Annotated in this window: 28 protein-coding genes and 1 pseudogene; 21 read left to right on the forward strand and 8 right to left on the reverse strand. The window is 37.2% G+C overall.

The features are described 5' to 3' along the window. Nucleotides 1–102 precede the first annotated feature (102 nt). From ACFXN8_RS23200 to ACFXN8_RS23210, 3 genes and pseudogenes are all read right to left on the reverse strand, one after another. Nucleotides 103–834: a hypothetical protein gene (locus ACFXN8_RS23200; RefSeq protein ID WP_376076308.1), complete on the reverse strand. Its 732-nt coding sequence runs from the start codon at nucleotides 832–834 to the stop codon at nucleotides 103–105. Nucleotides 835–939: 105 nt separating this feature from the next. After that, nucleotides 940–1065 carry a hypothetical protein gene (locus ACFXN8_RS23205; protein WP_376076311.1) on the reverse strand — a complete coding sequence of 42 codons (126 nt, stop codon included), beginning with the start codon at nucleotides 1063–1065 and terminating at the stop codon, nucleotides 940–942. Between the two features lie 247 nt (nucleotides 1066–1312). Further along, a pseudogene (locus ACFXN8_RS23210) lies at nucleotides 1313–1698 on the reverse strand (heteromeric transposase endonuclease subunit TnsA); the annotation flags it as partial. Nucleotides 1699–1990: 292 nt separating this feature from the next. Here ACFXN8_RS23210 and ACFXN8_RS23215 point away from each other — a divergent pair. Continuing rightward, nucleotides 1991–3451, forward strand: a complete 1461-nt coding sequence (locus tag ACFXN8_RS23215; protein ID WP_386847848.1) for a serine hydrolase domain-containing protein — start codon at nucleotides 1991–1993, stop codon at nucleotides 3449–3451. Nucleotides 3452–3656: 205 nt separating this feature from the next. Here the strand turns inward: ACFXN8_RS23215 and ACFXN8_RS23220 are convergent, their stop codons facing one another. The 3 genes from ACFXN8_RS23220 to ACFXN8_RS23230 form a co-directional block, all read right to left on the reverse strand. Then, the gene (locus tag ACFXN8_RS23220; protein ID WP_386831965.1) at nucleotides 3657–4076 is read right to left on the reverse strand and encodes a VOC family protein; all 420 of its coding nucleotides are present in this window, start codon (nucleotides 4074–4076) and stop codon (nucleotides 3657–3659) included. A 317-nt stretch (nucleotides 4077–4393) separates the two neighbouring features. Next, on the reverse strand, nucleotides 4394–5176 hold the full coding sequence (locus ACFXN8_RS23225; RefSeq protein WP_386847850.1) for an enoyl-ACP reductase FabI: 783 nt from the start codon (nucleotides 5174–5176) through the stop codon (nucleotides 4394–4396). A 298-nt stretch (nucleotides 5177–5474) separates the two neighbouring features. After that, nucleotides 5475–5723: a ferredoxin gene (locus ACFXN8_RS23230; RefSeq protein WP_053482601.1), complete on the reverse strand. Its 249-nt coding sequence runs from the start codon at nucleotides 5721–5723 to the stop codon at nucleotides 5475–5477. Between the two features lie 107 nt (nucleotides 5724–5830). Here ACFXN8_RS23230 and ACFXN8_RS23235 point away from each other — a divergent pair, with 107 nt between their 5' ends. The 8 genes from ACFXN8_RS23235 to ACFXN8_RS23270 all read left to right on the forward strand — a co-directional run bounded on the left by ACFXN8_RS23235 (nucleotide 5831) and on the right by ACFXN8_RS23270 (nucleotide 12113). Beyond that, complete coding sequence (locus ACFXN8_RS23235) at nucleotides 5831–6859, forward strand: YpbB family protein (protein ID WP_386847853.1); 1029 nt, start codon at nucleotides 5831–5833, stop codon at nucleotides 6857–6859. Then, a complete protein-coding gene (locus tag ACFXN8_RS23240; protein WP_386847854.1) occupies nucleotides 6860–8302 on the forward strand; it encodes a RecQ family ATP-dependent DNA helicase in 1443 nt (480 codons plus the stop codon). It abuts the gene before it with no gap. Between the two features lie 232 nt (nucleotides 8303–8534). Continuing rightward, nucleotides 8535–9308: a LysM peptidoglycan-binding domain-containing protein gene (locus tag ACFXN8_RS23245; protein WP_386847856.1), complete on the forward strand. Its 774-nt coding sequence runs from the start codon at nucleotides 8535–8537 to the stop codon at nucleotides 9306–9308. 159 nt (nucleotides 9309–9467) lie between these two features. Continuing rightward, entirely contained in the window at nucleotides 9468–10223 is a 756-nt protein-coding gene (locus tag ACFXN8_RS23250) for a metallophosphoesterase (protein ID WP_376076322.1), read from the forward strand. Nucleotides 10224–10340: 117 nt separating this feature from the next. Next, the gene (locus ACFXN8_RS23255) at nucleotides 10341–11306 is read left to right on the forward strand and encodes a YpdA family putative bacillithiol disulfide reductase (RefSeq protein WP_376076325.1); all 966 of its coding nucleotides are present in this window, start codon (nucleotides 10341–10343) and stop codon (nucleotides 11304–11306) included. Between the two features lie 65 nt (nucleotides 11307–11371). Next, a complete protein-coding gene (locus ACFXN8_RS23260; RefSeq protein WP_386847858.1) occupies nucleotides 11372–11548 on the forward strand; it encodes a hypothetical protein in 177 nt (58 codons plus the stop codon). Between the two features lie 147 nt (nucleotides 11549–11695). Then, nucleotides 11696–11980 carry an aminotransferase class V-fold PLP-dependent enzyme gene (locus tag ACFXN8_RS23265; protein ID WP_386847860.1) on the forward strand — a complete coding sequence of 95 codons (285 nt, stop codon included), beginning with the start codon at nucleotides 11696–11698 and terminating at the stop codon, nucleotides 11978–11980. After that, nucleotides 11883–12113 carry a hypothetical protein gene (locus ACFXN8_RS23270; protein WP_386847873.1) on the forward strand — a complete coding sequence of 77 codons (231 nt, stop codon included), beginning with the start codon at nucleotides 11883–11885 and terminating at the stop codon, nucleotides 12111–12113. Before ACFXN8_RS23265 ends, ACFXN8_RS23270 begins: the two co-directional genes overlap by 98 nt. Before the next feature lie 123 nt (nucleotides 12114–12236). On the opposite strand, the gene ACFXN8_RS23275 is transcribed toward ACFXN8_RS23270, so the two are convergent. Beyond that, a complete protein-coding gene (locus ACFXN8_RS23275) occupies nucleotides 12237–13205 on the reverse strand; it encodes an asparaginase (RefSeq protein WP_386847862.1) in 969 nt (322 codons plus the stop codon). A gap of 315 nt (nucleotides 13206–13520) precedes the next feature. Here ACFXN8_RS23275 and prsW point away from each other — a divergent pair, with 315 nt between their 5' ends. The 12 genes from prsW (at nucleotide 13521) to ACFXN8_RS23335 (ending at nucleotide 25498) form a co-directional block, all read left to right on the forward strand. Beyond that, on the forward strand, nucleotides 13521–14201 hold the full coding sequence (gene prsW, locus ACFXN8_RS23280) for a glutamic-type intramembrane protease PrsW (RefSeq protein ID WP_386847863.1): 681 nt from the start codon (nucleotides 13521–13523) through the stop codon (nucleotides 14199–14201). 90 nt (nucleotides 14202–14291) lie between these two features. After that, complete coding sequence (sleB, locus tag ACFXN8_RS23285) at nucleotides 14292–15116, forward strand: spore cortex-lytic enzyme (protein WP_376076336.1); 825 nt, start codon at nucleotides 14292–14294, stop codon at nucleotides 15114–15116. A 15-nt stretch (nucleotides 15117–15131) separates the two neighbouring features. Continuing rightward, nucleotides 15132–16409 (forward strand): PepSY1/2 domain-containing protein, encoded by a 1278-nt coding sequence (locus ACFXN8_RS23290; protein WP_376076338.1) that lies wholly within the window; start codon nucleotides 15132–15134, stop codon nucleotides 16407–16409. An 83-nt stretch (nucleotides 16410–16492) separates the two neighbouring features. Continuing rightward, nucleotides 16493–17152, forward strand: a complete 660-nt coding sequence (locus ACFXN8_RS23295) for a flagellar brake protein (protein WP_386847866.1) — start codon at nucleotides 16493–16495, stop codon at nucleotides 17150–17152. Between the two features lie 177 nt (nucleotides 17153–17329). Continuing rightward, on the forward strand, nucleotides 17330–18004 hold the full coding sequence (gene cmk, locus ACFXN8_RS23300) for a (d)CMP kinase (RefSeq protein ID WP_376076346.1): 675 nt from the start codon (nucleotides 17330–17332) through the stop codon (nucleotides 18002–18004). A gap of 102 nt (nucleotides 18005–18106) precedes the next feature. Then, nucleotides 18107–19243: a 30S ribosomal protein S1 gene (gene rpsA, locus ACFXN8_RS23305; RefSeq protein ID WP_386847868.1), complete on the forward strand. Its 1137-nt coding sequence runs from the start codon at nucleotides 18107–18109 to the stop codon at nucleotides 19241–19243. A gap of 267 nt (nucleotides 19244–19510) precedes the next feature. Further along, entirely contained in the window at nucleotides 19511–20821 is a 1311-nt protein-coding gene (der, locus tag ACFXN8_RS23310) for a ribosome biogenesis GTPase Der (protein WP_376076351.1), read from the forward strand. A gap of 195 nt (nucleotides 20822–21016) precedes the next feature. Then, nucleotides 21017–22033, forward strand: a complete 1017-nt coding sequence (locus tag ACFXN8_RS23315) for an NAD(P)H-dependent glycerol-3-phosphate dehydrogenase (protein WP_376076354.1) — start codon at nucleotides 21017–21019, stop codon at nucleotides 22031–22033. 396 nt (nucleotides 22034–22429) lie between these two features. Continuing rightward, nucleotides 22430–22642: a DUF2768 domain-containing protein gene (locus tag ACFXN8_RS23320; RefSeq protein WP_376076356.1), complete on the forward strand. Its 213-nt coding sequence runs from the start codon at nucleotides 22430–22432 to the stop codon at nucleotides 22640–22642. 22 nt (nucleotides 22643–22664) lie between these two features. Further along, nucleotides 22665–23456 carry a hypothetical protein gene (locus tag ACFXN8_RS23325; protein ID WP_386847870.1) on the forward strand — a complete coding sequence of 264 codons (792 nt, stop codon included), beginning with the start codon at nucleotides 22665–22667 and terminating at the stop codon, nucleotides 23454–23456. Between the two features lie 91 nt (nucleotides 23457–23547). Continuing rightward, the gene (gene spoIVA / locus ACFXN8_RS23330) at nucleotides 23548–25026 is read left to right on the forward strand and encodes a stage IV sporulation protein A (protein WP_376076362.1); all 1479 of its coding nucleotides are present in this window, start codon (nucleotides 23548–23550) and stop codon (nucleotides 25024–25026) included. Nucleotides 25027–25225: 199 nt separating this feature from the next. Continuing rightward, nucleotides 25226–25498 (forward strand): HU family DNA-binding protein, encoded by a 273-nt coding sequence (locus ACFXN8_RS23335; protein ID WP_004232618.1) that lies wholly within the window; start codon nucleotides 25226–25228, stop codon nucleotides 25496–25498. A 60-nt stretch (nucleotides 25499–25558) separates the two neighbouring features. Here ACFXN8_RS23335 and ACFXN8_RS23340 read toward each other — a convergent pair. Beyond that, nucleotides 25559–25857: hypothetical protein (locus ACFXN8_RS23340; RefSeq protein ID WP_386847872.1), on the reverse strand; the 299-nt coding region annotated here is incomplete at its 5' end.

Below are 25857 nucleotides of genomic sequence, written 5' to 3' on the forward strand. Positions count from 1 at the left end.
ACCATTATAAAGGCTTTTTTTATGCACGCATAATATTGCGGAAAATTCAGTTTTTAAAAATACATTGAATTATTTTAATGCGACGCTAGTGAAATGAACTATTTAATAAAAAGAGTTCCATTTTACATCAGTTTTGTTTCTGTTACCTACATAGAATGATAAACTTCTAGTTATGGAACCAACATCTCCACCTACATTTAGTTGAGCAGATAATCGAGCTTCATCATCCCAAGTTGTATTCACAGGTGTAACCTTTCGAAGAGACATACTTGCATAAGTTCCTCCGGCCATCCAAATGTTAGGGTTCCCTTGCCACATAATAGAATCGTTTCCATAACGGTTCAACCAATAATTAACTTGGTATTCATATCCATAAGCCGCCAATTTATTGCTAACTTTTACTCCTTTACATTCTGTTCCACCCGATGTAGTCTGACAAGAACCCCCACTGATACCTATTCTTTGAATAGCTGATGATTGTGTTTTATCCACTGTCGCTTGTGCTCTGGAACCATCTGGGAATACATAAGTGGTACTAGTAATTTCACCTATGACAGCAGTACTTGAACTTACAGCGTCTTCAAATCCCATTAAATCTGCATCAGCCATACCGCCATTTTTGTACTTTTCAATTAATTTATCAGCAGTTTCTTCATTACTACCCATTTTTAATTGATTCTCTTTTATTGATTGTAAGCCATCATCAGAAAAGACTGTTGCTGATTCTTTAGTTTGATTTAAATCTGTTGATGCTTTTGCATCAATAGTTCCAAACCCAAAACCTGAAATACCTAGAACTGCTAAAGATGTTAAAAGAATTGAACGAAATTTCACTAATAATACCTCCTAAGTAATAATTTGCCACGTGACACTCACTATATTAGCATATTTTTCTTTAAAAGGTAATATAGTGAAATAAGTTCTAAAATTGTTATTATTTTAATGATTCGGTATATTATTAAAATTTAATATTGCATTTTCTAATGTTTCAGCATTTATATGTCCTTTCATTTCACCAAACAATTCATCTAATACAATATACTCAATAGATTTCATTGAAGTCATTTATATACAACCTCCAATTTTATTAATTCCCATAAAGAATCATCTATACCACAATGGTTTACTGTCTCCAGACCAAACCATATTTACACGCATAATGTGATTCCTCCTTGTTTAAATTTAGGCATAGAGAAAACGCCTATTACAAAGATTGAAAAGTTAAAGACATACGAGTACCTTTATCAATCGCTGTAATAAGCGTTCTTAAAAAAAGTGCCCTTCACCGTGTGATTAGAGTAAGAATCATTCCTCGTGCAAGCTCTACTAACCCACTTCCTTTTTCTACCGTTAATAAAAAATCCGTTGTCATTACAACTGGCTCATTTAAGGTCTGTAGGATGTTTTAGACCTAATTCATCAGCAATGAAAAATTGTTTCTTCCAACGGCAATAAAGGAAATTGTTCTCGAATATCAACAACAAAATCCGAATATTCTGTTAAATAAAAGTAGTTCCGTTCCAAATCTGATAAAAATTCGTGCTGCCTTTTCGTTTTAATACCTTTTAAACGAGTGGATCTTCCCAATGAGGAAACATCTTGAATATTTAACCACGGTTTATAATCGGCACCAATTCCCGAGCCACGACCTTCTTTAATCCACTTTTCAACTTTAGATGTTCTAGTTCTTTTAGACATAAAAAACACCCATTTGGCTAAATAATAACCAAAGCGGTAAAGCTTCGTAACTTTTTTACAATCGTCGCGACTTTATTTTAAACATCGCATCTTTTTTATAAACATCGCGACTTTATTTCAAATCTACATAAAGTTGTTTAATTCTTATTGGACTAAAGCACCCGTTAGTTTAAGTGTAACTCTTCACAATTACTTGATATTATATAGGTAAGTAGAAATATAAATTAGAATTTAGTTTATAATTATAAAAATAAGTTTTTTATACTCTTATAATTCTTCAAAAGGAGAGTTTATGAAAAAGACTATTGTTTTTGTATTAACGATACTTATATTATTCTCAGGATTCGCAACACAAAGTTATGCGTTGTCAGATTCGAAATCTGTGGCAATACAAGCGTTGCTAGATGATGCCTCTCGTACATCAGGTGTGCCTGGAATGTCAATCTCAATACTTGCTAATGATGAAGTGTTCTACTTTTCTTCTGGGTATGCAGATCTTGAAAAGGGGTTGTCTGCAAGTGAAAATACACTCTATGAGTTGGCCTCGGTGAGTAAAGCTTTTACTGGTATGGGGATTCTGCTATTGGAAGAGCAAGGGCTGCTATCAATGACTGACCCTATCCAAAAATATTTACCTTGGTTTACGTTAAAGTATCAAGGTAAACCTGTTGATATGCAAAGCCTTACACTAAATAACTTCCTTCACCATACTAGCGGCCTAACAAATATTAGACATACTCAAAATATTCCACAAGGCAATACGCCTGATATGTTGCAAAAGACTGTGGAAACGCTGGTAGATGCTGAATTGGCGTTCTCTCCCGGTGAACAATATAACTATGGAACCGTTAATTATGACGTATTGGGTTTGGTTATTGAGATTGTATCACGACAAAGCTATGAAGACTTTATGAGGGAACAGGTATTTCTACCCTTAGGTCTTCACCAGACGTATGTTTATAAAGAAGATGCTCAAGCCACTGGACAGTTAGCGCAGGGCTACCGTTCTTCCTTTTTCATAACAACTCCATTTAACGCTCCGGATTATGCTGGGAATAAACCTGCCGGCTATATCATTTCTAATACAAAAGATATGGCGCGTTGGATGGGCATACAGATGGGTATCTTGCAGGACATACCCGAAATATTTCACAGGGTTATCGAAAAATCACATAGGGGTGATATGTCTGTTTCGGCTGTCAACGATATGTATTATGCGGCAGGTTGGTCGGTAAACGCCGAACAAACGTTTATAGAACACACTGGGGGTAATCCGAATTTTAGAACCGAAGTAGCCATACTGCCAAATGAACGAACAGCCATCTGCTTACTGAGCAACGGCGCAAATACCAATATAAACCTGGTACTAAAAGTTAAAAATATATTAAACGGCAATCTAACTCAGTCATATGAGATAAGCGGCACACAGCTTTTGGACATCATTTTGTCGTCTACCACAATTATTCTTTGCCTATTGGCCGTTCTGTTATTTCTCTTAGGATTAAGAAAAAGGAAAACGAATGAGCAGCAGCCAATGACAAAAAAGAGAACAATCGTAACAATTATTTTCCTAATCGCTACGATTGCCCAGTGTATAATGTTTTTTGCCTTCGATTGGTCAACGATACTTATTTGGCAAACATATAGTGTTCTTACAGCTTTGATTTCGTCAACATTAATAACAGCAAGCATTACTTGGTATATACTCACCGATAAGATGCCTCGCTCCGAAAATAAGTATAATGTTAAGTAATTAAATTCCAATTTATCAATATTCTTAATTTAAAAAACATAAGACACCTCGGTGTCTTCTTTAATGTCATCGACACTTCTCCTAGTTAAACCCACTTGCTATTTCTTCCACTAACCTGCTCCGTTAGTAAAACAAAAAAGGGGCTGCATACGCAACCCGATTTTCTTCAAGTAAAGCCTTCGTTTGTTCAAAAAAATAGTTTTTTTTATTTCGTGATAAGATATTTTTCTTTGAAAAGTGGACTTAATTCACTCCACACATCAAATTTATTACCATCTAAATCAAAGAAAACAAAGTTCCTTCCAGAGTGTCCTCTGTTTTCAATTTCTCCAACTCTTATTTCTTTATCGATAAAATCTCTATGAATTGCCTCTAATGCAGTTAGTCCATTAACTTCAAATGTTATAGAAAAACGTTCTACACCATAGCAATCATAGAAGTTAGAACTTTGACTTTCTTTAGACTTAACAAGAAAAATACTTTGGTTTGCAAAATTAAGAATTGCTTTGTCTTCGTCTTTATAGCTTAACTCTGCCCCCAATTTGTTTACATACCATTCATAAGAATTTTCTACATTAGTTACTGGAATATAAGTAGTTCCCACCCTTAGCAACTTTTCGCTCATTCTATCGACTCCTTCCAATATCTTTAACAGATACTTTCTCCATTTATGTATTTTTTTCCTTCTAATCTCCATTTTTCTTATTGAACTAAACTGCCCCGTTAGTTGAATATCAATTTATTTTTTATCTCTTATTTCTTCCAGTATTTTTAATGTTACTAAACAATGATGGAGAAGAGCAAAATATATTCAATACTTTAAATAGGTATCTAAAAGGACCAAACATATTAGTCATATAAAATATGTTTGGTCCTTTAATTTATTTAACTTTTTTCAATTTTGGTCTTGATAAGTTAATGATCTTCCATGCTTTTTTGTATTTATCCCATAATATTGTAGCCAGCGTCGATGTAAATCGTTTCGCCTGTCACACCGCGTGATAAGTGAGAAAGCATCACGATTGTCATATCTGCTACTTCGTCTTGTTGAACATTACGTTTTAATGGAGCTGTTTCTTCAATTTTGTGTAAAATTGTATTGAAGGAAGGAACTCCTTTTGCAGCAAGTGTACGAATCGCTCCAGCTGAGATAGCATTAACGCGAATATTATCTTTACCAACATCTGCAGCAAGATAGCGCATAGATGCCTCTAATGCAGCTTTGGCTACCCCCATGACATTGTAGCCATCAAGGACACGCTCTGCTCCTAAGTAGCTCATTGTAACGATAGAACCGCCTTCAGGCATATAAGGATGTGCGGCCTTTGCTGCTGAGATAAGAGAATAAGCACTAGTATCTTGTGCAAATGCATAGCCATCACGAGTTGTATCTAAGAAGCGATTGTGTAAATCTTCTGCATTAGCAAAGGCTACTGAGTGCACGATACCATGGATAACGCCTACTTTAGTACCGATTTCATCGAAAGCTGCTTTTGTACTTTCGTCGCTGTTAACGTCACATTGTACGATCAATGAATCAGATTGTCCGATATTCTCTAATTGCTTTTGTAATTTTTTTAATGAACGTTCTTGGCGATATGTGAAAATAACATTTGCACCTACGTCAAATAAACGTTTTGCGATACCCCAAGCAATACTACGATCGTTTGCCACGCCCATTACGACAATATTTTTATCTTTTAATTGTAATAAATTATCCATCATCTAATAAGAACCCCTTTATGAAATAATATCTGTTATTAGTACCAACTACTAAAATCTTATCATACATAAAAAATGGTTGCAATAACAAGATGAAAAGAGTGACCAACTTTACTTGAAAAAGTAAAAAAATTCATCTCTAATAAGGTAGAGATGAATCTGGTATATAAGCTAGGATCAGTTTCTATTTGATTAAACATTATCCAAAAGATTTTATGAATATCCTGAGTGGGAAAATACATTGGGATGATAATTATGTAAAAAGGCACCCAGTTAAGGATGCCTTTAAAGATACTTAAAACTATTCGAATTTTAATGAGTCGCCATCAAAAGTTTCGTCTGCTACTTTGATTGAGTCAGTTGGGCAGCCTTCGAAAGCATCTTGCATGTCTTCTAGTAGATCTTCTGGAACTTCAGCAGTTCCCATGTTATCATCTAAAATAACGAAGGCAATACCTTCATCATCATAATCATAAATATCTGGTGCTGCGGCTCCACAAGCGCCACAAGCGATGCATGTATCTTTATCAACAATTGTGAATTTAGCCATTTTTCTTTCTCTCCTTTTACATGTTCCTACAAAGCTTCATACTCATTTTAAAGATGTTTATCTTACATTTCAACATAAATACTATTAAATTGGAGGAATTTGCGTCTATGTTACATCAAATTTTATTGCAAATCTTTCAAAAACTAAATAACGAACGAACTATTTCTGCTGCTTATCATGTATTAAGAGGAAAGCGCTCAGGTCAGACTATTCAAGACATTGGCCTATTTCAGTTACATAATTATTTCGGGCTATTACCTAAGTTACCTCGGAAGACATTTGATGAAGTCGTAACTTCATTTTTGCAGTATAGTTGGTTAATAATACAAGAATCTGGTCACTATTCCATGAAAGAGCTAGGTTTACAGCGAGCAGAGCAGACGCCTGACTTTTTATTTGACGGATGGCACTATAGGGGAAATGAGCATGTGTTTTTTGCGAGGTTCTCGTTAATTGTACAAAGTTTATCGTATCAAAATGCTGCGGTTCGTTCATTTTCTCCTATTAGTAGGGATACGAATATTCAGTCCTGGGTTCGATCATTTTTAGTCGAGCATCACTATCAAGATGGACATTTACAGCAACAATTATTGCAGGAGTGTGAACAGGTGCTTTCCATGTTACCCGTGTCAGATGCCAACAAGCAGCTCGTCCTTTATCGGTTGAGTGGTCATAGTTTACCAGGATGGACGTGGCAGCAGCTTGCTAGTCAACGTCAGGAAACTGTTTTAGATAGTCAATTAGCGTTTATAGAATTGCTACATACGTTATTAAATGAAGTTCATCAGACAAATGATTATCTGCTGCTTGGTAAAATGGCAGAGGGATTAAGAGTCAAAGCATTATTAACTGATTCAGCGCAGCAAACAGCACATTTATATGAGCAGGGCTATTCAATTGAACAGATTGTGCAAATAAGGAAATTAAAACAAAGTACAATTGAGGATCATTTGGTAGAATTAGCCATAAATGAACCGAACTTTTCGATTGGTCCGTTCGTCTCTTATGAAGAGGCGGAAAAAGTTTGGCAGGTATCAAAACACTATCAAACTAAAAAATTGAAAACATTGCATGAAGTAGTTGAAGGTATGAGTTATTTCCAGTTAAGGCTTGTCCTCGCGAAAGGAGAAGTTTAAATGGAACTTGAACAAACATTAGCAAAGTATTTTGGCTATACAACTTTTCGTCCAGGCCAAAAAGAGGTCATTGAAGCAATTTTAGAAGAAAAAGATGTTATTGCTTTATTACCAACAGGAATGGGGAAATCACTTTGTTTCCAGCTACCAGGATATATCTTGCAGAAGCCGGTTTTAATCGTTTCTCCTTTGCTTTCTCTCATGCAGGATCAGGTAGAGGAGCTAAAACGCTTTGGTGAAAAGCGGGTAGTTGCCTTAAATTCATTTTTAACCGTAAGTGAAAAACGATATGTGTTACATTTCTTAGAGCAGTTTCGTTTTATCTTTACGTCACCAGAGATGCTTTTACAGCAACAGGTTCAAGACAAGCTTTCACAAATGCAGCTAGGTCTTATCGTAGTGGACGAGGCACACTGTATTTCACAGTGGGGCTTTGATTTTAGACCGGATTATTTACGAATTGGACAATGGTTTTCACAAGTAAATCGTCCACCGGTTTTAGCTTTATCAGCGACTGCGACGAATAAAGTAGTCAATGATATACGAGATACATTGTCGCTCGATACACCATTTGAGTTTTTGTACAATGTGGATCGGCCTAATATTCATCTTGGGCGTGTTGTATTTGAGGATAGGGCAGATAAAACACATTGGATTATGCAGCATGTTAAAGAGACGGCAGGACCGGGTATATTATATATGTCCTCGCGGAAGCGTGCTGAACAATATAGTGAGGCATTTATACAGGCAGGTATACGAGCGGCAGCTTATCACGCAGGCTATGGTGCTGAGGACCGTCAGTTTATTCAGCAACAGTTTATTGACGGGGAGCTCGACTGGATTGTGGCTACGAATGCTTTTGGAATGGGTATCAATAAGTCAGATATTCGTCAGGTCATCCATGAAACGATGCCTGCTAATGTAGAAAATTACATGCAGGAAATTGGCCGTGCAGGGCGTGATGGTCAACCAGCGCTCGCCATTTTACTATATAGTGATGGTGATGAGGAATTTGCGAAATTTGTTGTAACAGGCGATTTGCCAACAGCTGGTCATGTTGATCGTTATCAGGAACTACTAAATCAGCAAGTACACCCTTCACAAATGTTGAAAAATGGAGAGCTGAGTGAGACCGCTTTTCGTGTGCTGGATTACTGGTTGCAACAAGAAACGATGGAACAAGTTAAAGTGCGTTTAAATCATTTGGCACTGGAAAAATATCGTGCTGTCGATAAAATGCATAAAATTACCCAGACAAAAAACTGTATTCGCACACAGCTAGTCGGGTATTTTGGGCAAAAATTGCTGAAAAAACCGGAAAACTGTTGTGAAAATTGTGGAATCCATTATGATGAAATCAATAAGGTACGCTTGAAGGAAGAGAAGAAAATAGAAATGATTCCATGGGGAAGTCGGTTAAAGCAACTCTTAATGGGTTTTTAGAGGCTCACCACCAAAAGTTATGGATGACATTTGTTAAAACGTATGCCATGTATATAAGTTGATTGGAGTGAAGATTAGACGCCCCTGGGAAAGCGCACAGTCGGAACGGAAATCACCCCCCACGTTATGGTGATATGCCCTTTTTAGACTATAACTGACGGTCATTTACTTTTTTCGCAAAATTCGTCATAATAGAATGATAGAATGCGTAGTGAGGTTGGAGGAAAGACGAATGAGTAAAGAAGATTATCGCGATAAAATCGAAGAACATCGTCAATCTTTTGAAGAAGAACAAAAAGAACAGGAAGCTTTATCTAGAGTTGCAAGAATGAATAAAAATGGAAGTAATAATAAAAAGCCAAAAAATACAAAACGAAAAACGTCATTAATGACGATTCTTTTTGTAATTTTTATCTTAATTCCATTATCAATATTAGTCTATTTCTTAAAATTCTATGAACCTGGATCAACGATTGAAGAGGTTGAAAAAAATTCTACGGATCAAATTGTAGAAATTGACAAATCAGGGAATAAAGTATCCGTGTCAACTGACAAAAACAAAGAAGACGATAAAGAAGGCAAAGCAGACAAAGCAGACAAAGCAAAGGAAGCATCTAAAAAAGACGCTGAGAAATTAGCAGCTGAACAGAAGGCAGCAGAGGAAGCGAAAAAAGCAGAAGCAGCCAAGCAGGCAGAGGAAGCTAGACAAGCCGAAGCAGCTAAGAATGCAGAGGCAGCTAGAAGAGCACAAGCTGAAGCAGCTAGAAAAGCAGAAGATGCTAGAAAAGCTGAACAAGCACGAAAGGCTGAGGAAGCACGAAAAGCAGAAGAAGCAAAACAATCTGCAAAAGCAAGTACCCATACTGTAAAAGCAAATGAAAATTTATATCGTATTGCATTGAATCACTACGGTGATGGCAGTGAAGCAACACTAGCGAAAATCCGTGCAGCAAACGGTATGTCTTCTAATACTCTATCGGTTGGGCAAGTTATTAAGTTACCATAAGAAAACAGGTGTCATTCTTTGGCAATGATGTTTTTCTAGTATAAAATAATGGACAAACGTTAACACCAAGTAGGGTTGAGGCGTACGTCTGATTTAGTGAAAAGACGATTCTTCTTTTAAATGAATCGTCTTTTTGCTTTCGTAAGGAGAAGTGAAGGAATGATTTATTTTGGACTATTTATTTTAGTAGTCATCGCGTTCTTGCTTTATATGTTGAAGGTGGCACATGAAAATAATGTTTTACATCATCAATTGCTATTAAAGGGTGAACAGGAAAAAATCCGACTATTTTTTATTTCGGATACCCATTTACGCAAAATTAACCGCCAGATGATTGAGCAGTTAGATGGTCCATTTGATGCTGTTATAATTGGTGGAGATTTTGCGGATGGACGTACACCTATTCAACGTATTCATGACAACCTTAAATTATTAACGCCTTTAGGACCAACTTATTTTGTATGGGGTAATAATGACAGAGAAGTAGGTGAAGAGCGATTACGAAGTATTTTACAGGACCATGGTGTTCAGATTATTGCCAATGATGCTGTATTACTACCTAAAAAAAACCGCTTTTGGCTTAATGCAATTGAAGACACATCGATAATGAAAAGTAGATTTGATGAAGCATTTGCAAAGGTAAAAGAGAAAGATTTAGTTGTTTTCATCTCACATAACCCTGGTGTTTTTGCAGAAGTTCGAGCAAAATTTAGAGCAGATTTAATGATGGGGGGGCATTTACACGGTGGTCAAATTAGAATTGGCTCATATGGGATGCATCCTAACGGCTCATATCGGGAGCGTGAAGGTGTGATGACGTTAGTTAGCAACGGCTATGGTACTACGTTATTACCTTTCCGACTTGGTGCGAGACCACAGTGTCATATTATTGACATTGAAGTTTCGGATAAATAAACAACCAAAACTCGTTAGAAGGCGTATAATGGAAGCGATAAGGATTAATTCGGTAAAAGCCCGATTAAGTAAAGTATTAGCATATTGCTAATACAAAGTTGATAGGAGTGTCAAGAAATGCAGCAAGTAGATGCAATTATTGTTGGAGGAGGCCCATGTGGTTTAGCCGCAGCAATAGCCTTGCAAAATATTGGATTAAAGCCAATTGTCATTGAAAAAGGAAATATCGTAAATGCAATTTACAATTACCCTACACATCAAACTTTTTTTAGTACGAGTGAACGACTGGCTATAGGCGATGTGCCCTTTATTATTGAAGGTCGTAAGCCAAAGCGAAACCAAGCGCTAGTTTATTATCGAGAAGTTGTGCGTTTGAAGGATATTCAAATAAATCGCTTCGAGAAAGTAAATAGCGTTGTAAAAAATGGAGCGATGTTTACAGTAACAACAGATAAAGAGGTTTATACAACACCTTATGTTGTGATTGCAACAGGCTACTATGACCATCCAAATTATTTAAATATTCCAGGTGAGAAATTACCGAAAGTCTACCATTACTTTAAAGAGGGACATGAATTTTTTGATACTGATGTTCTTGTAATAGGCGGTAAAAATTCGGCAGTGGATGCAGCACTTGAGTTGAATAAGGCTGGAGCTCGCGTCACTGTTGTCTATCGTAGTAGTGAATATTCACCTAGCATCAAGCCATGGGTTTTACCCGAATTTGAAGGACTAGTACGGGATGGAGAAGTCCAAATGCAGTTCAATACAAATGTGCTGGAAATCCGTGAGCATGAGGTCGTTGTAGAAATGAATGGTAGCGAGAAAACTTTAAAAAATGATTTTGTTTTTGCGATGACAGGCTATCATCCAGATCATTCTTTTATCCGAGCAATGGGTGTGTCTATTGATGATGAAACGGGACGTCCTTTTTTTAATCCAGAAACTATGGAAACAAATGTAGAAGGATTATTCATTGCAGGAGTTATTGCAGCTGGAAATAATGCCAATGAAATTTTTATTGAAAATGGCCGTTTCCATGGCGATTGTATTGCGAAGACTATTCTAGAAAAAGGAAAATAGCAATAGGAGAGCTGTATAGGCAAGTAAGCTGCTTATACAGCTTTTTTTAATGGTGGATAAGAAGAGTGAAAGCGACGGATAGAAAGGCAAAGCGATGGGAGCTTTCTCATCGTTCGTTAGGCTTTCAATCATTATTTGAGCAAATGAGAAATAAGTTGCTTCAACTATCAGAAGCAGCGTATGTAGCTATAATTGTAGGAACTGGGACGTTGGCAAATGAAGTTATGCTAGGGCAATTGTAGGCTCAACAATTAGGGCGTGGACTAATATTAACAAATGGTGAGTTTGGAGAACGTCTTCGAAAGCAAGCAGAGAGATGGTCATTAGATTTTGATGTAATTGAGCAAGATTGGGGAAGTTCCTTTGGCACAAATAAGTTGGACTATTATTTGCAAAAAAGTTCTTATCATTGTCTTCTTGTAGTACATGGAGAAACGTCGACTGGTACTTGTAATGATATAAAGGAAATTTTAGAGCTTACAAAGCGATATAATATAAAGCTTTGTATGGATTGCATTAGTTCTTTCGGAGCAATGCCATTTTCTTTAAAAGATTGTTATTTAGCGACTGCAGTGAGTGGAAAAGCAATTGGCGCACAGTGGCTTGGTTTTTGTTTTATCGCAAAACATTGTGAAATCTTCTTCAACATTACCTGCTTATCTCGGTTTAGCTAATTACCAGCAAGGTGCGATTCCATTTACATTACCAGCGCAAATGTTGCTTCAGCATTACAATCATATCCAGAAAGATATGGACAGCTACAGCAACGTTTTAACTTCTTTCAGCGGATGTCCAAACACCCGCTGAAAGAAGTTCTGTCTGTTATTCTGCCAGATTTTGAGATAGCCATCAATCATTTACATAATATCTTGGATTATTATAAGCAAATTATAGATGTATAAGCTAAAGTGAATGCCGAATATATTAGCTTTACATGAAAAATTCCTTTAAATCAATAGGAGTTCCAACTTTATTGAGCCCAATTAATAATTTTAATCGAGCCTTTTGACCATTAATGCCAGTTGCAAATATAGCTCCTAGGTCTTCGAGCATTTTGCCACCACCAACGTAACCGTAGACACCTTCTGCTATTCCATTAAAACAACGGGATACGAGTATAACAGGGATACCGCGCTCTAACAGACTTTCAATACCCTTAACAACTGATGGAGGGACGTTACCTTGTCCAAGTCCTTCTAATACAACGCCGTCATATTTACATGCGAGTACTACATCAAGTAAGTCAACCTCCATACCAGCATACACTTTCAGCATGGCTACTCGCTTTGATAATCCATCAACATCTACATATTGACGGCGGATAGGGGCATGATGAAACAATATTCTTGATTTTGTAATAAGTCCGATTGGGCCATATTGAGGTGACTGGAAGGTATTTACTGAGCTTGTGCTTGTTTTTGTCGTGTTAACAGCAAGGTGGACCTCGTCATTCATAACAACAAGAACACCTTTCTCACGAGCTTCTTCATCTACAGCTACACGGACGGCTTCTACTAAATTATAAACCCCGTCTGCACCAAGTTCGTTTGAAGAGCGCATGGCACCTGTTAAAACAATAGGAATTGATAAATCAGTCGTTAACTCTAAAAAGTATGCTGTTTCTTCTAATGTATCAGTACCATGGGTGATGACAACGCCATCAATTTTCTCCTCTGCCACTTTTTCGATAATAAGATTACGTAATTTAAGCATTTCTTTATGAGTAATATGTGGTGATGGGAGGTTGAATGCCTCCATTTCAATAATTGAGGCAAGTGCATCAAGTTTGCTGCTTTCCTTCATTAGCGGATTTTCCTTGTTAGGCATAACGGCACCTTCATCACTCATCGCCATAGAAATTGTTCCACCTGTATGAATTAATAAAATTGTTTTTTTCATAAAAAATAATATCTCCTTTTAAAAAGTTTTATGTCATAACATGGTATAATAATAGCAGTTTATCTTCATGTAACAGATATTTTTTGTCGAAAATAAAAGTTTAATGTCAAAAAAGTTCCACCCAATAACCGACAGAAAAAGATGAACTGTGAAATTTTCCATCCTGCAAAGACGCTAAAGTTAACCAACATTATGGGGCTGGCTTCACTTTCATGCAAAAAAATTGTTGGTCTAAAGTCAGAAGGATGTCACGAATTTTAAAATCTTAACATCATTATGTCAAGGTGAAATTGATTTTTGAAAGGGGCCGGCATCATGATCATTTTATTATCAGCTGCCATTGCACCCGGTCTAGCGCTTTTTAGTTACTTTTATTTGCGCAATCAGATGGCAACGGAGCCAAGAAGAACTTTACTTCAAACGTTTTTGTATGGCGCATTTTTAACGTTCCCAATCATGTTCTTACAGTATGTACTAACAGAGGAAGGGGTCTTTCGATATCTTTATCTACAAGATGTAGTTTTTTCGAGTGTAGTTGAAGAGTTTTTTAAATGGTTTGTTCTGTTAATCGCAATCTACAATCATGTAGAATTCGATGATCCTTATGATGGCATACTGTATGGTGCAAGCATATCTCTTGGTTTTGCCACGATTGAAAATGTGCTTTATTTATTTTCTTTCGGTTTGGATACAGCATTTATGCGTGCATTATTACCTGTATCAAGTCATGCTTTGTTCGGTGTTGTAATGGGCTATTATTATGGACGTGCCAAGTTTTCGAAGCTTGCAAAGACGAAAGAAATGATTGCTATGGCGCTTTGTGCACCGGTAGTTTTACACATTTTATATAATACAATTTTATCGTTTAAAGGATATTGGGTATATTTAATGATACCTTTTATGCTGTTTTTGTGGTGGTTTGGGCTACGAAAAGTCAAGCTTGCTCACTATCACCTAGTACAACATTTGCATATGCATAAAAAATATAAAGTGTAGAAATCTAAAAAAGATTTCTACGCTTTTCTATTTTTTAAATGTATAAAATGAGTCGTTTGTTTCAAGCTATGAAAAAAAGGAGTGATGATAGTGCGATTAGTAAGCATAGTTTTTGCTTTGATGTTGGGGATTAGTATATTCGCTATTCCGCAAAATGACGCCATTGCATTTACCGGGCAACAGATTTCTCGTGGTGCTTATGGAGATGATGTAATTGAGCTACAGGCAAGGCTACAATACTTAGGGTTTTATAAAAGTAAAATTGATGGCAAATTTGGCTATAACACATATTGGGCTTTACGAATTTTCCAAGAGAAATATGGTTTACCAGTAGATGGAATAGCCGGTGCTAAAACTAAAAAAACTTTATCAGGTTATTCAGATTACGATGAAGGATGGGTAAAAGCGCAATTAAATGCAGGAAATCAATTTACCTATTATGGTGGTACGCCACTTGAACAGCAAGTGAAAACAAACACTGGCGGCGGCGGTGGAGGTGGAGGTAAAAGTAGTGGTAGTAGTAACAATAATGGGACTAAAACTCAACTACCTCCAAAGTATACTGACAGAGATGTACAGTTAATGGCGAATGCGGTTTATGGTGAAGCTAGGGGAGAGCCTTATGAAGGTCAAGTGGCTGTAGCCGCTGTTATTTTAAATCGTTTGGAAAGTCCTGAATTCCCAAATACTATTTCAGGTATCATTTTCCAACCACTAGCATTTACTGCGGTGGCAGATGGACAAATTTGGCTTGAACCAAATGAACGTGCAAAAGAAGCAGTTCTTGATGCTATGAATGGATGGGATCCTTCAGAAAATGCACTTTATTATTTTAATCCGAAAACAGCTACAAGTAAGTGGATTTGGTCACGAGCTCAAATTAAACGAATTGGAGAACACATTTTCTGTTCATAAGAAAGGAGGAAAAAAATGAGAACAATGCTCGTTATACTCACTGCGGCGGTTATTGGTTTAGGGGCATATAGCATTAATATGCACGGAAAAAATGCAAGTTTACAACGTACTGTGCTAGCTCAGTACACGGATAATTTAACGGATGCATCTGAGAAATTATCGCATCTACAACAATCTGTTTCACAATCTCTATTGTTTCGGGATGACAATGCCATCCACAATGAGTTAGATTCTGTTTGGCGACTAAGCTCTGACGTTCGATCTTCTATGTCGAATATTCCTATCGGGCAGGAAATGTCGAACGACTGGCTAAGTTACTTAGGACGTCTAGGAGATGAGGCAAAGAAAACATCTAAAACTGGTGATTATAAAGCTTGGCGAGAAAAAATGCCACAAGTCTCAACGAATTTACAATCACTTTCAGATGAATGGTCAGCTGCAACAGTAGATTTTTATAAAAATAACGGTAAAATGGATGTCTGGTTAAGACAAGTAGATACTAAAAACCCAAATACAACTTTTGATAATGTACAAAAGACATTAAAGGGTTACAGCGAAAAAGACTTCCCACTTACATTAAGCGAATCGGATTGGCAGAAAAAAATAGATCTTAAAGCATTACAAGATTCAGTCATTACTGAAAAAGAAGCATTGGAAAAAGTAAAACAATTATTCCCTATCATAAAAGACGCAACATTTACTGTGACGAAAAGTAGCGATACTGCACCATATCCGTTTTATCATATCCAATTCCACCAAGATATTCGTTTAGGATATGTCGATCTAACAGAAAAGGGTGGACATTTAATATCCTATTTAGTGGAACGTCCAGTTGATGAAGCAAGGCTATCACAAGATGAAATTATGAAAAAAGCTGAAGAATATGTAAAACGACTTGGCATGAATGATGTTGCATTTGTGGAATCTCGTGAAAACCATCAAGCATGGCATGTGACATTTGCACGTGTTCACCCTGGCGATAATGCATTGGTTTATGCAGATGGGGTGCAATTAAAGCTTGCTAAGGATACAGGCGAGTTACTTGGTGCAAATGCGATGGAATATATTCAGGCAGAGACAATTAAACCACAAACTGCAAAACCAATTGATTGGAAAACTTTCTTCGATGATGACGTGAAAGTAGAAGAAGTAAGAAATATTTATACAGATAATGGTCAATTTGAACAACGTCTTTGTTATGAGGTAATTGCGGTTCGTGATGCGCAAGAAACATTCAGAATAGTTATTGACGCTGAAAATCACAATGTTTTAAAAGTGGAATATTTAACGTAATATAAGAAAAAACTACCAGTTTTTATAGCCAAAATGGGCATCTCATGCGATAATAAAGTATATTTGTGTTCGAGGAGATGCTCATGGAAATAAAAATTGGTACACAATTAGAACTTGAACCAACTTATACAGAGCGTGTTGAAAAATTCCTCTGTAAAGTTGTAGAACAAAATGAAAATATTATTTACATCGATTATCCAATAAATGTTGCCACAAAGAAAACAGCTTTTTTAATAGATGGATCTGAATTTAGAGCAAGTTTTCGCACGGGGGATAAACAATCATTTGCTTTTAGTACTGAAGTGATTGGACGTAAAGCTGGTAATATTCCTATGATTATGTTGCATTGCCCAAAGGAAGATGACTTTATCAAAATTCAGCGTCGTGAATATGTACGTGTGGAAACGCCTGTGGATATAGCGATACAGTTTAAGGATTACAAATATCAGCTCGTAACATCGGATATTAGCGCAGGTGGTTTGGCAGTTATCTTGAAAGGGGCAATTACTTTCCAAGATGGTGATGAGGTTCGGTTAACAATCGTCTTACCATATGCCAACGGGGATGTTAAATACGTGATTACGGATGCGACGGTTGTTCGTATATTCGAAAAAGATAACAAAAAAATTGCCACTATACAACTAACAGATACTGATGATGTAGACCAACAGCATATTGTTCGTTTCTGCTTTGAACGTCAGTTAGTGAATCGTCGTAAAGAAATAAATCCTTTTGATGCTTGATTTTTTTACGCTTATTAATTGTCTTCACGACCTCAATTGATGAGTGGGAAATTCCATGAATTTTTGAAGGGAGTTTACAAACCTTCAACTCGAAAAGTAATTTGATTTTAGAAAGCCCTCTCCTTGAAGAGGGCTTTTTTATGATACAATATGGTGTGATAGAAAGTAGGGGGAAATATGAAAAAAAACATTCAAATTGCGATTGATGGACCGGCTGGTGCTGGGAAAAGCACAATCGCAAAAATTGTTGCAGAGGCACTTGGATTTACGTATATCGACACAGGTGCTATGTATCGTGCTGTGACGTATAAAGCAATGCAACAAAACATACATTTAGATGATGAAACAAAATTAGCAGAAATGCTAGCATCTAGCACAATTGAATTAAAGCCTTCTTCTCAAGGACAACTTGTCTTTTTAGATGGGAAGAATGTGTCTGCTGAAATTCGATCAAATGAGGTAACTTCATCTGTTTCACAAGTAGCGGCTCATGCTAAAATACGTGAATTATTAGTAACACAGCAACAAAAGCTTGCGGCTAATGGTGGTGTTGTTATGGATGGGCGCGATATTGCTACTCATGTATTAAAGAATGCAGAACTAAAAATATTTATGTCTGCAACTGTAGAGGAGAGAGCAAGACGTCGTTTTATTGACAACCAAAAGCGAGGAATTGAATCTTCCGTTGAAAAGCTTCAAGAAGAAATTGCCCTGCGCGATAAAATGGATAGCGAGCGTGAAGCATCACCACTAATTCAAGCGGAAGATGCCATATTTTTAGACACGACAGACCTGTCAATTGATGGTGCAGCACAGGCCATTTTAAAATTAGCGCAAGAAGAAATGGTATAAATCCAAAAATTTCAGACATTTTTTGAATTTAAAGGATTTATTTTTGTCTTTGTCTTCAATATCGAATAAAATAGTAAGGGAAGATGCGAAGGAGGGTTACATATGTCTGAAGAAATGAACAATGCAGAACAAACGTTTAACGAAGGTGATATCGTCAAAGGTATCGCTGAGCAGGTTGATGAAAAAGCGGTAACTGTTTCAATCCCAGGTGCACCATTTGATGGTATTGTACCAATAAGTGAATTATCAAGCTTACACATTGAAAAAGCGTCTGACGTAATCTCTGTCGGAGATGAGTTGGATTTGATGATTACAAAAGTTGAAGAAGAAAACTATGTATTATCAAAACGTAAAGTAGATGCTTTAAAAGCATGGGATACACTTGAGCAACAATTCAACGCTGAGGAAATTTTCGAAGCGGAAGTAAAAGATATTGTTAAGGGTGGTCTTGTCGTAGATTTAGGAGTACGTGGCTTCGTTCCAGCATCTCTAGTAGAAGACTACTTTGTTGATGATTTTGAAGACTATAAAGGGAAGTCTCTTAACTTTAAAATTGTTGAGCTTGATAAAGAAAAAAATCGCTTGATTTTATCACATCGTGCTGTAGTGGAAGCTGAAAAAGCTTCTCAAAAGAAAAATGTCATTAACCAAATTAAAACTGGTGATGTTTTAGATGGTAAAGTACAGCGTATTGCATCGTTTGGTGCATTTATTGACCTTGGTGGTATTGATGGTCTTGTGCATATTTCACAAGTGTCTCATGAGCATGTGAGTGATGTGAGTGAGGTTTTATCAGAAGGACAAGAGGTGAAGGTAAAAGTCCTTTCTGTAGACCCAGCAAATGAGCGTATTTCGTTATCTATTAAGGAAACGTTACCTGGTCCTTGGTCGAGCATTGAAGAGCGTGCAGCGAAAGGTACAGTGTTAGATGGAAAAGTAAAACGTCTTACTTCATTCGGAGCGTTTGTGGAAGTTTTCCCAGGTGTAGAAGGCTTAGTGCATATTTCGCAAATCGCGCATAAGCATATTAACACGCCACATGAAGCTTTAAAAGAAGGACAAGAAGTACAAGTGAAAGTGCTTGACGTAAATGCTGAAGATGGCCGTTTAGCATTAAGCATTAAAGATTTACTTGAAAATCCTGAGGCAGAGGAAGTAATCGACTATGAATTACCAGAAGAAAACACAGGCTTCTCTTTCGGTGATGTTATTGGCGATAAACTGAAAAACTTTAAATAAACTTGACAAGCGAGGATACAGTTTGTGTCCTCGTTTTTTTATGGCGGAAACGGATAGAACAATCGAAGTAAAACAGATAGAATAAATCAGACTCGAAGATAACCACATCACATCGAACATTCAAATAGAACAGCCGAAATGATATAAAAATTCCTAAATAGATGGAAAGAACGGTACATAGCGCGCCCCTTCATGGATATGATATGATATAATGGCATTTTTCGTGTATAATAGCGAAAGACAAGAAGTTGGAAGGATGAAGTACAGATGACGAAACCAGTAGTAGCCATCGTAGGTCGTCCGAACGTAGGTAAGTCGACGATTTTTAATCGTATCGTTGGAGAACGTGTATCGATTGTGGAAGATATTCCAGGCGTTACACGCGACCGTATTTATAGTTCGGCAGAGTGGTTAACACATGATTTTAATATTATTGATACAGGTGGTATCGAGATTGGGGACGAGCCGTTTTTAGAACAAATTCGTCAACAAGCAGAAATTGCCATTGATGAAGCGGACGTTATAATCTTTATGACAAATGGTCGTGAAGGTGTAACAGCTGCTGATGAGCAAGTTGCTAAAATTTTATACAAAACAAAAAAGCCGGTCGTGTTAGCAGTAAATAAAATTGATAACCCGGATATGCGCGAGATGATTTATGATTTCTATGCGCTTGGCTTTGGTGAGCCTTGGCCAATTTCTGGTTCTCACGGCTTAGGCTTAGGGGATTTATTGGACGAATGTGCTAATCATTTCCCTAAGGAAGATGAAGAACAATATGGAGACGAGGTTATTAAATTCTCGTTAATTGGTCGACCAAATGTAGGGAAATCTTCATTAGTAAATGCATTTTTAGGCCAAGACCGCGTTATTGTGAGTAATATCGCGGGTACTACTCGAGATGCTATTGACACGCCTTATGAGTATGATGATCAGGAATATGTCATTATAGATACTGCAGGTATGCGTAAAAAAGGGAAAGTATACGAAACGACAGAGAAATATTCTGTATTACGTGCGTTACGTGCAATTGAACGCTCTGATGTTGTTTTAGTTGTTCTAAATGCAGAAGAAGGCATTCAAGAACAAGATAAAAAAATTGCAGGCTATGCGCATGAAGCTGGAAAAGCTATTGTTATCGTTGTTAATAAATGGGATGCTATTGAAAAAGACGAAAAAACAATGAACGTCTTTACACAACAAATTCGTGAGCATTTCTTATTCTTAGACTATGCTCCAATTATTTTTGTATCAGCCAATACAAAGCAACGTGTACATCAAATTTTACCGATTATACAACGTGTAAGTGAGAACCATGCAATGCGTATTCAATCATCTATCCTTAATGAAGTGATTGAGGATGCAGTGGCACGCAACCCAGCACCAACTGATAAAGGCCGCCGTCTTCGCATCTACTATGCTACCCAAGTTGCGATACAGCCACCGACGTTTGTGGTGTTTGTTAATGAACCAGAGCTAATGCATTTCTCTTATGAACGATTTTTAGAAAACCGTATCCGAGAAACATTTGATTTTGAAGGAACGCCAATTCGTTTAATTACCCGTGCTCGTGCTTAGGAAAAATATACACATACAATACGCCAACCCGACAATTATTGTTGGGTGGCGTCTTTTTACAAGAGAGGAAAGAATAATTTTTCTAATGTCTACTAATAAGATTGCTTTGAAAGCTTTACTGTTATAAGCCTTTCTCTAGCATTTTTTGTAACTAATAGGAGTGAATTGTCTTTTCAAAACAAGGGAGGTTTTTGAATGGAAAAAGTTTGTGTATTAGGGGCAGGCTCATGGGGTTCAGCGCTTGCGATGGTGCTTGCAGAAAATGGGCATGATACACTTCTATGGACTCATCGAACAGATCAAGCTGAAGAGATTAACAACCTGCATACAAATAGGAAGTATTTACCTGAAACGGTGCTACCGACAAATTTGTATGCGACAAGCGATATTGCTAAGGCAGTTGCTCATTCGGAGACAATTGTCGTAGCCGTGCCTACTAAGGCTATTCGAGAAGTATGTGAAAAAATGATCGCAACACTTGATAAAAAAGTACTGTTTGTTCATGTATCGAAGGGAATTGAACCCGATACATTAAAACGAATTTCAGAAATTTTAGTAGAAAGTTTACCACCTGAATTTGTAGAAGAAGTTGTTGTACTTTCAGGTCCAAGTCATGCAGAGGAAGTTGTCTTACACCACCCGACAACTGTTACAGCAGCTTGTGCAAGCATTGAAGCTGCAGAAAAAGTGCAGGATTTATTTATGAACCAATTTTTCCGTGTCTACACAAACAAAGATGTGCTAGGCGTAGAAATAGGTGGCGCATTAAAAAACGTAATCGCATTAGCTGCGGGTATTTCAGACGGCTTAAATTATGGTGATAATGCCAAAGCTGCACTTATTACGCGAGGGTTGGCTGAAATTTCACGTTTGGGTGTTAAAATGGGAGGGAATCCATTTACATTCTCAGGACTTACAGGCATGGGGGACTTAATTGTCACATGTACAAGTGTGCACTCTCGTAATTGGCGCGCAGGTAATTTACTGGGGCAAGGAATGAAACTGCCAGAGGTGCTCGATCAAATGGGCATGGTGGTTGAGGGGGTACGCACAACAAAAGCTGCCTATCAACTAGCAGAGAAACATGACGTTGCTATGCCAATAACAACGGAGCTCTATAGTGTTCTATTTAATAATATAGAACCAAAAATAGCGGTTGATGCATTAATGATGCGTATGAAAAAACGAGAAATCGATGACATGATGTATTGATAATATATATTTGCAGGTATGTCAATCTGGAAAATATAGTGTTCTGTTGACTGATATAAGGATTTTTTGTTGATATTTTGCTTATGTATGCCCATTTTATCTGATTGTAGCCGGTAGCGGAAATCAGTGCTTTCCAATTAACGGAAGTGGTTAAAAATGGTTAATCAACATACCTGATCTATTTGATAAGGTTTGTCATAAAATGGACAAAAATAGGGTGTCTCAGAATATAACTGAGACGCCTTATTGTTTGTTTTTAGTTTGAATAATCCATAAAGTTATAAAGGTTGTCCATTTGATGATAGTTATTGGACAACTATTTCTTTTTGGCAAAAGCACATAGTATAATATACTTTGATTGTTTCGTAACATTGTAGAAAGGTGGTTGTCTCTTAAATGGGTCCGTTAGCACATTTGCCCTCGCTTGATGTAATGTGGGTATCATTTTATTGTATCGGCTTTATGATTATATCTGTTGCTTTAATTTATTTAGCTCGTAATAAGGTTTCGAACGTTTTTTTACGTACAATTATAAATTTAATTGCATACATACTGTTTGGACTTGGCACATTTTTAATGGTTCTAATTGTAGCCACATGGCCAGCATAAAAAATGATGAGGTGGAAGTGACATGAAAAAACTAAGTGCTTTTCTTTTTGTAATAATAACCGCTGTACTTCTAGTAGGTTGTGCGTATCCAGAAGATGAAAAAATGGCAAAATTAGTGCCTGATGCTGACCAATTAGCTGCGGTTCAGCGTGCGGTTAATGAATATCGTGAAGCAACTGGTGGACTAGTTCCAATTAAAAATAGCGAGCTAGATACAGATATATATATAAAATATTTAATTGATTTTGAAAAATTAATGCCTAAATATCTTGCACAAATTCCTGGGAACGCCTATGAAAAGGGTGGGATTTTCCAGTATATTATTTGGGATCCTGAGAATGAAGCTAAAGTAAAATTGGTAGATTTAAATGCTGCAGAGCGAATTCGTGAAATTAATATCCGCAAACTTTCTACCCAATATTTACCAATAAAGGGTGCAACTTCTGATAATGTATATCAAATAAACTTTGAAAAATTGGGCTATAAAACAGATGTAACTGTGAAAAGCCCCTATTCTGGTACCGAATTACCAATATTTATGACAGGCGATGGCGAAATGCATGTTGACTATTCAATCGATTTAGGTCAACTACTAAAAGAAGACAAACCTGCTGTAAAGCCTGGAGATGATATTCGTCAGCTACTTGTCGATAAATATCCAGTAGTACCAGCTTATTCTATACCGTATACAGTAGATGAAAATGGTGAGCCAATTTATTCTATGGATGCCTATAATAGTGACGCAAAAAAAGCTAGAGAAAAAGCTAGAGAAAAAGCAATTCAAGAGTCTGAATCTAAAACTAAAAAAGATTAGTCGAAAAGCTCCTTACATTTGTGAGGGGCTTTTCATATTTATCTATCCGTCCGCATATAGTGAAAAAGCGTAGATAAAGGAGGCAGAAACCTTGAGTGAAGCAGTATTTAGAGAAATTGCAGAGCGCACAAATGGCGATGTTTATATTGGTGTTGTCGGTCCAGTACGTGTAGGTAAATCAACATTTGTAAAAAAGGTTATGGAAGCGGTCGTGTTACCGAATATAGTGGATGAAACAGAAAGAATGCGGGCACAAGACGAGATGCCACAAAGCTCGCCGGGGCCAGTCATTATGACTGCTGAGCCGAAGTTTGTGCCTGCCCAAGCAACACGTATTGCGGTCGGTGATGATGAAATGCCGTTCCAAATTCGTTTAGCCGATTGCGTTGGTTATGTCATTGAAGGTACGAAGGGCTATGAGGATGAAAATGGGCCAAAATATGTGCATACACCTTGGCATACAGAGCCTATCCCCTTCCAAGAAGCGGCGAAAATAGGCACAGATAAAGTAATTCGTGACCATGCCAATATTGGGATTGTTGTAACAACAGATGGCACAGTAAATGGGATAAGTCGTCGTGCGGCAGAGAAGGCTGAAGAGGAAATTGTAGAGCAATTAATGGATATTGGAAAACCTTTTGTTGTTGTATTAAATTGCCAAATGCCAGCACGGGAGGAAACTGTACAGCTTCGAAATGAGCTATTTGAGCGCTATAATGTTCCAGTAATTGCCACTTCAATTGATCAAATGCGCGCCTCTGATATTCAGTATATTTTGCAAGAAGCATTATTTGAATTTCCAATTCGAACAATTGAGGTGGAAAAGCCAGATTGGTTAGATGTTTTAGATGCAACACACCCATTGAATGTTGCATTAATTGATTCGATGGAAGAAGTGTTGTCATCTGTTATGAAAATTAGGGATGTACAGCAGGCGTCAGATGCCTTTAAAGCCATTGATTTTATTGACCAAAGTGAAGTGGTACATGTGGATGCCGGTGTTGGAACCGCAGTTATTCGAGTGTCATTGCAAGGTGAGCTATATAAGTCAGTTTGTAATGAATGGCTAGATGAGCCAATTGAGACGAAGCGAGATTGGTTACTCTTTATTAAAGAGGCAGCAGAAGCAAAAGAGGCCCAAAAACGCTTTAAAAATGCTATTAGTCAAGCAGATTCGACAGGTTATGGTGTAACATTGCCGATGATGCAGGAGTTTGAGCCAACAGCACCAGAGCTCATAAAACAAAATAATTTTTATGGTGTGCGTATGAAGGCAAAAGCGCCATCGTATCATATCATTCGTGTAGATATGGAATCAGAATTTGCGCCACTAATTGGCTCTGAATTCCATAGTCAACAATTGCTTAAGGATTTAAATCATGCTTATTTACATGATCGTGACGCTTTATGGAACACGCAGCTTTTTGGAACTCCACTACATGAAGTGTTAAAAGAAGGAATACGCTATAAAATGGATGCCGTTCCATCAACAGCCAAAAAACGGATGCGACAAACAATTGAACGTATGGTTAACGAAGGTGATAGAGGGTTAGTTACATTTATTTTGTAGTGATAAAAAAATAAAAAAAGAGCAAAAAAATATCACAGGTCTTTTCGTTTTTGTGCGAAAAGTCCTGATATTTTTGTTTTTTGGGTGAAAAAATTAATTTTTGGTTATAATCATGAATGAATACAGTTGCGTAGCGGTTTTCTATGTGTTAATCTTTTTACAGAATTGGTTCATGACCCTTTGAGAGGAGGTGAATGGTGTGAATAAAACAGAATTAGTAAACTCTGTTGCTGAAGCGGCAGGTCTTTCTAAAAAAGACGCTTCTAAAGCAGTTGAAGCTGTATTTGATACAATTCAAGATGCTCTTGCAAAGGGTGACAAAGTACAATTAATTGGTTTTGGTAACTTTGAAGTACGTGAACGTGCGGCTCGTAAAGGTCGTAACCCACAAACTGGTAAAGAAATCGAAATCGCTGCTAGCAAAGTACCTGCTTTCAAACCAGGTAAAGCGCTTAAAGATGCTGTAAAATAATACACGTCTAGTAGTTACATAGAGCGGTCTTCATGTTAACAAACATGGAGGCTGCTCTTTTTAACTTCTTTCAACGAAAAGTTGCGCACATAGCAAAATAAGATAATGGTACATAGAAAGATGCAATAAACATAAGTGTATGCAACGTAGATAGCATATGCATAATTGAGGTCCATCACTAAAAGTTGGGATGCTCTTTGCTAAAACATATACCATAATTTTAGTTGATTGAAGTGGAGACTGGGCGACTCCTTGGGGATTATCAATAGGGGAACGAAGGCTAAAACCATCACGTCCTGTGATAACGCCTTCGTGACCAACATCGGTGCTGTTGCTGTCGCTTCGTTGCACTACGCTTT

Source organism: Lysinibacillus sp. NPDC059133 (assembly GCF_042755925.1).
Classification (GTDB): Bacteria; Bacillota; Bacilli; order Bacillales_A; family Planococcaceae; genus Lysinibacillus.

What these genes read in the sequence shown, in the direction of transcription:
- ACFXN8_RS23205 (WP_376076311.1), bottom strand. Translation starts at nt 1,065, where the DNA reads ATGACTTCAATGAAATCTATTGAGTATATTGTATTAGATGAATTGTTT.
- ACFXN8_RS23215 (WP_386847848.1), top strand. Translation starts at nt 1,991, where the DNA reads ATGAAAAAGACTATTGTTTTTGTATTAACGATACTTATATTATTCTCA.
- ACFXN8_RS23220 (WP_386831965.1), bottom strand. Translation starts at nt 4,076, where the DNA reads ATGAGCGAAAAGTTGCTAAGGGTGGGAACTACTTATATTCCAGTAACT.
- ACFXN8_RS23225 (WP_386847850.1), bottom strand. Translation starts at nt 5,176, where the DNA reads ATGATGGATAATTTATTACAATTAAAAGATAAAAATATTGTCGTAATG.
- ACFXN8_RS23230 (WP_053482601.1), bottom strand. Translation starts at nt 5,723, where the DNA reads ATGGCTAAATTCACAATTGTTGATAAAGATACATGCATCGCTTGTGGC.
- ACFXN8_RS23235 (WP_386847853.1), top strand. Translation starts at nt 5,831, where the DNA reads ATGTTACATCAAATTTTATTGCAAATCTTTCAAAAACTAAATAACGAA.
- ACFXN8_RS23240 (WP_386847854.1), top strand. Translation starts at nt 6,860, where the DNA reads ATGGAACTTGAACAAACATTAGCAAAGTATTTTGGCTATACAACTTTT.
- ACFXN8_RS23245 (WP_386847856.1), top strand. Translation starts at nt 8,535, where the DNA reads ATGAGTAAAGAAGATTATCGCGATAAAATCGAAGAACATCGTCAATCT.
- ACFXN8_RS23250 (WP_376076322.1), top strand. Translation starts at nt 9,468, where the DNA reads ATGATTTATTTTGGACTATTTATTTTAGTAGTCATCGCGTTCTTGCTT.
- ACFXN8_RS23255 (WP_376076325.1), top strand. Translation starts at nt 10,341, where the DNA reads ATGCAGCAAGTAGATGCAATTATTGTTGGAGGAGGCCCATGTGGTTTA.
- ACFXN8_RS23275 (WP_386847862.1), bottom strand. Translation starts at nt 13,205, where the DNA reads ATGAAAAAAACAATTTTATTAATTCATACAGGTGGAACAATTTCTATG.
- prsW (WP_386847863.1), top strand. Translation starts at nt 13,521, where the DNA reads ATGATCATTTTATTATCAGCTGCCATTGCACCCGGTCTAGCGCTTTTT.
- ACFXN8_RS23290 (WP_376076338.1), top strand. Translation starts at nt 15,132, where the DNA reads ATGAGAACAATGCTCGTTATACTCACTGCGGCGGTTATTGGTTTAGGG.
- ACFXN8_RS23295 (WP_386847866.1), top strand. Translation starts at nt 16,493, where the DNA reads ATGGAAATAAAAATTGGTACACAATTAGAACTTGAACCAACTTATACA.
- cmk (WP_376076346.1), top strand. Translation starts at nt 17,330, where the DNA reads ATGAAAAAAAACATTCAAATTGCGATTGATGGACCGGCTGGTGCTGGG.
- rpsA (WP_386847868.1), top strand. Translation starts at nt 18,107, where the DNA reads ATGTCTGAAGAAATGAACAATGCAGAACAAACGTTTAACGAAGGTGAT.
- der (WP_376076351.1), top strand. Translation starts at nt 19,511, where the DNA reads ATGACGAAACCAGTAGTAGCCATCGTAGGTCGTCCGAACGTAGGTAAG.
- ACFXN8_RS23315 (WP_376076354.1), top strand. Translation starts at nt 21,017, where the DNA reads ATGGAAAAAGTTTGTGTATTAGGGGCAGGCTCATGGGGTTCAGCGCTT.
- ACFXN8_RS23320 (WP_376076356.1), top strand. Translation starts at nt 22,430, where the DNA reads ATGGGTCCGTTAGCACATTTGCCCTCGCTTGATGTAATGTGGGTATCA.
- ACFXN8_RS23325 (WP_386847870.1), top strand. Translation starts at nt 22,665, where the DNA reads ATGAAAAAACTAAGTGCTTTTCTTTTTGTAATAATAACCGCTGTACTT.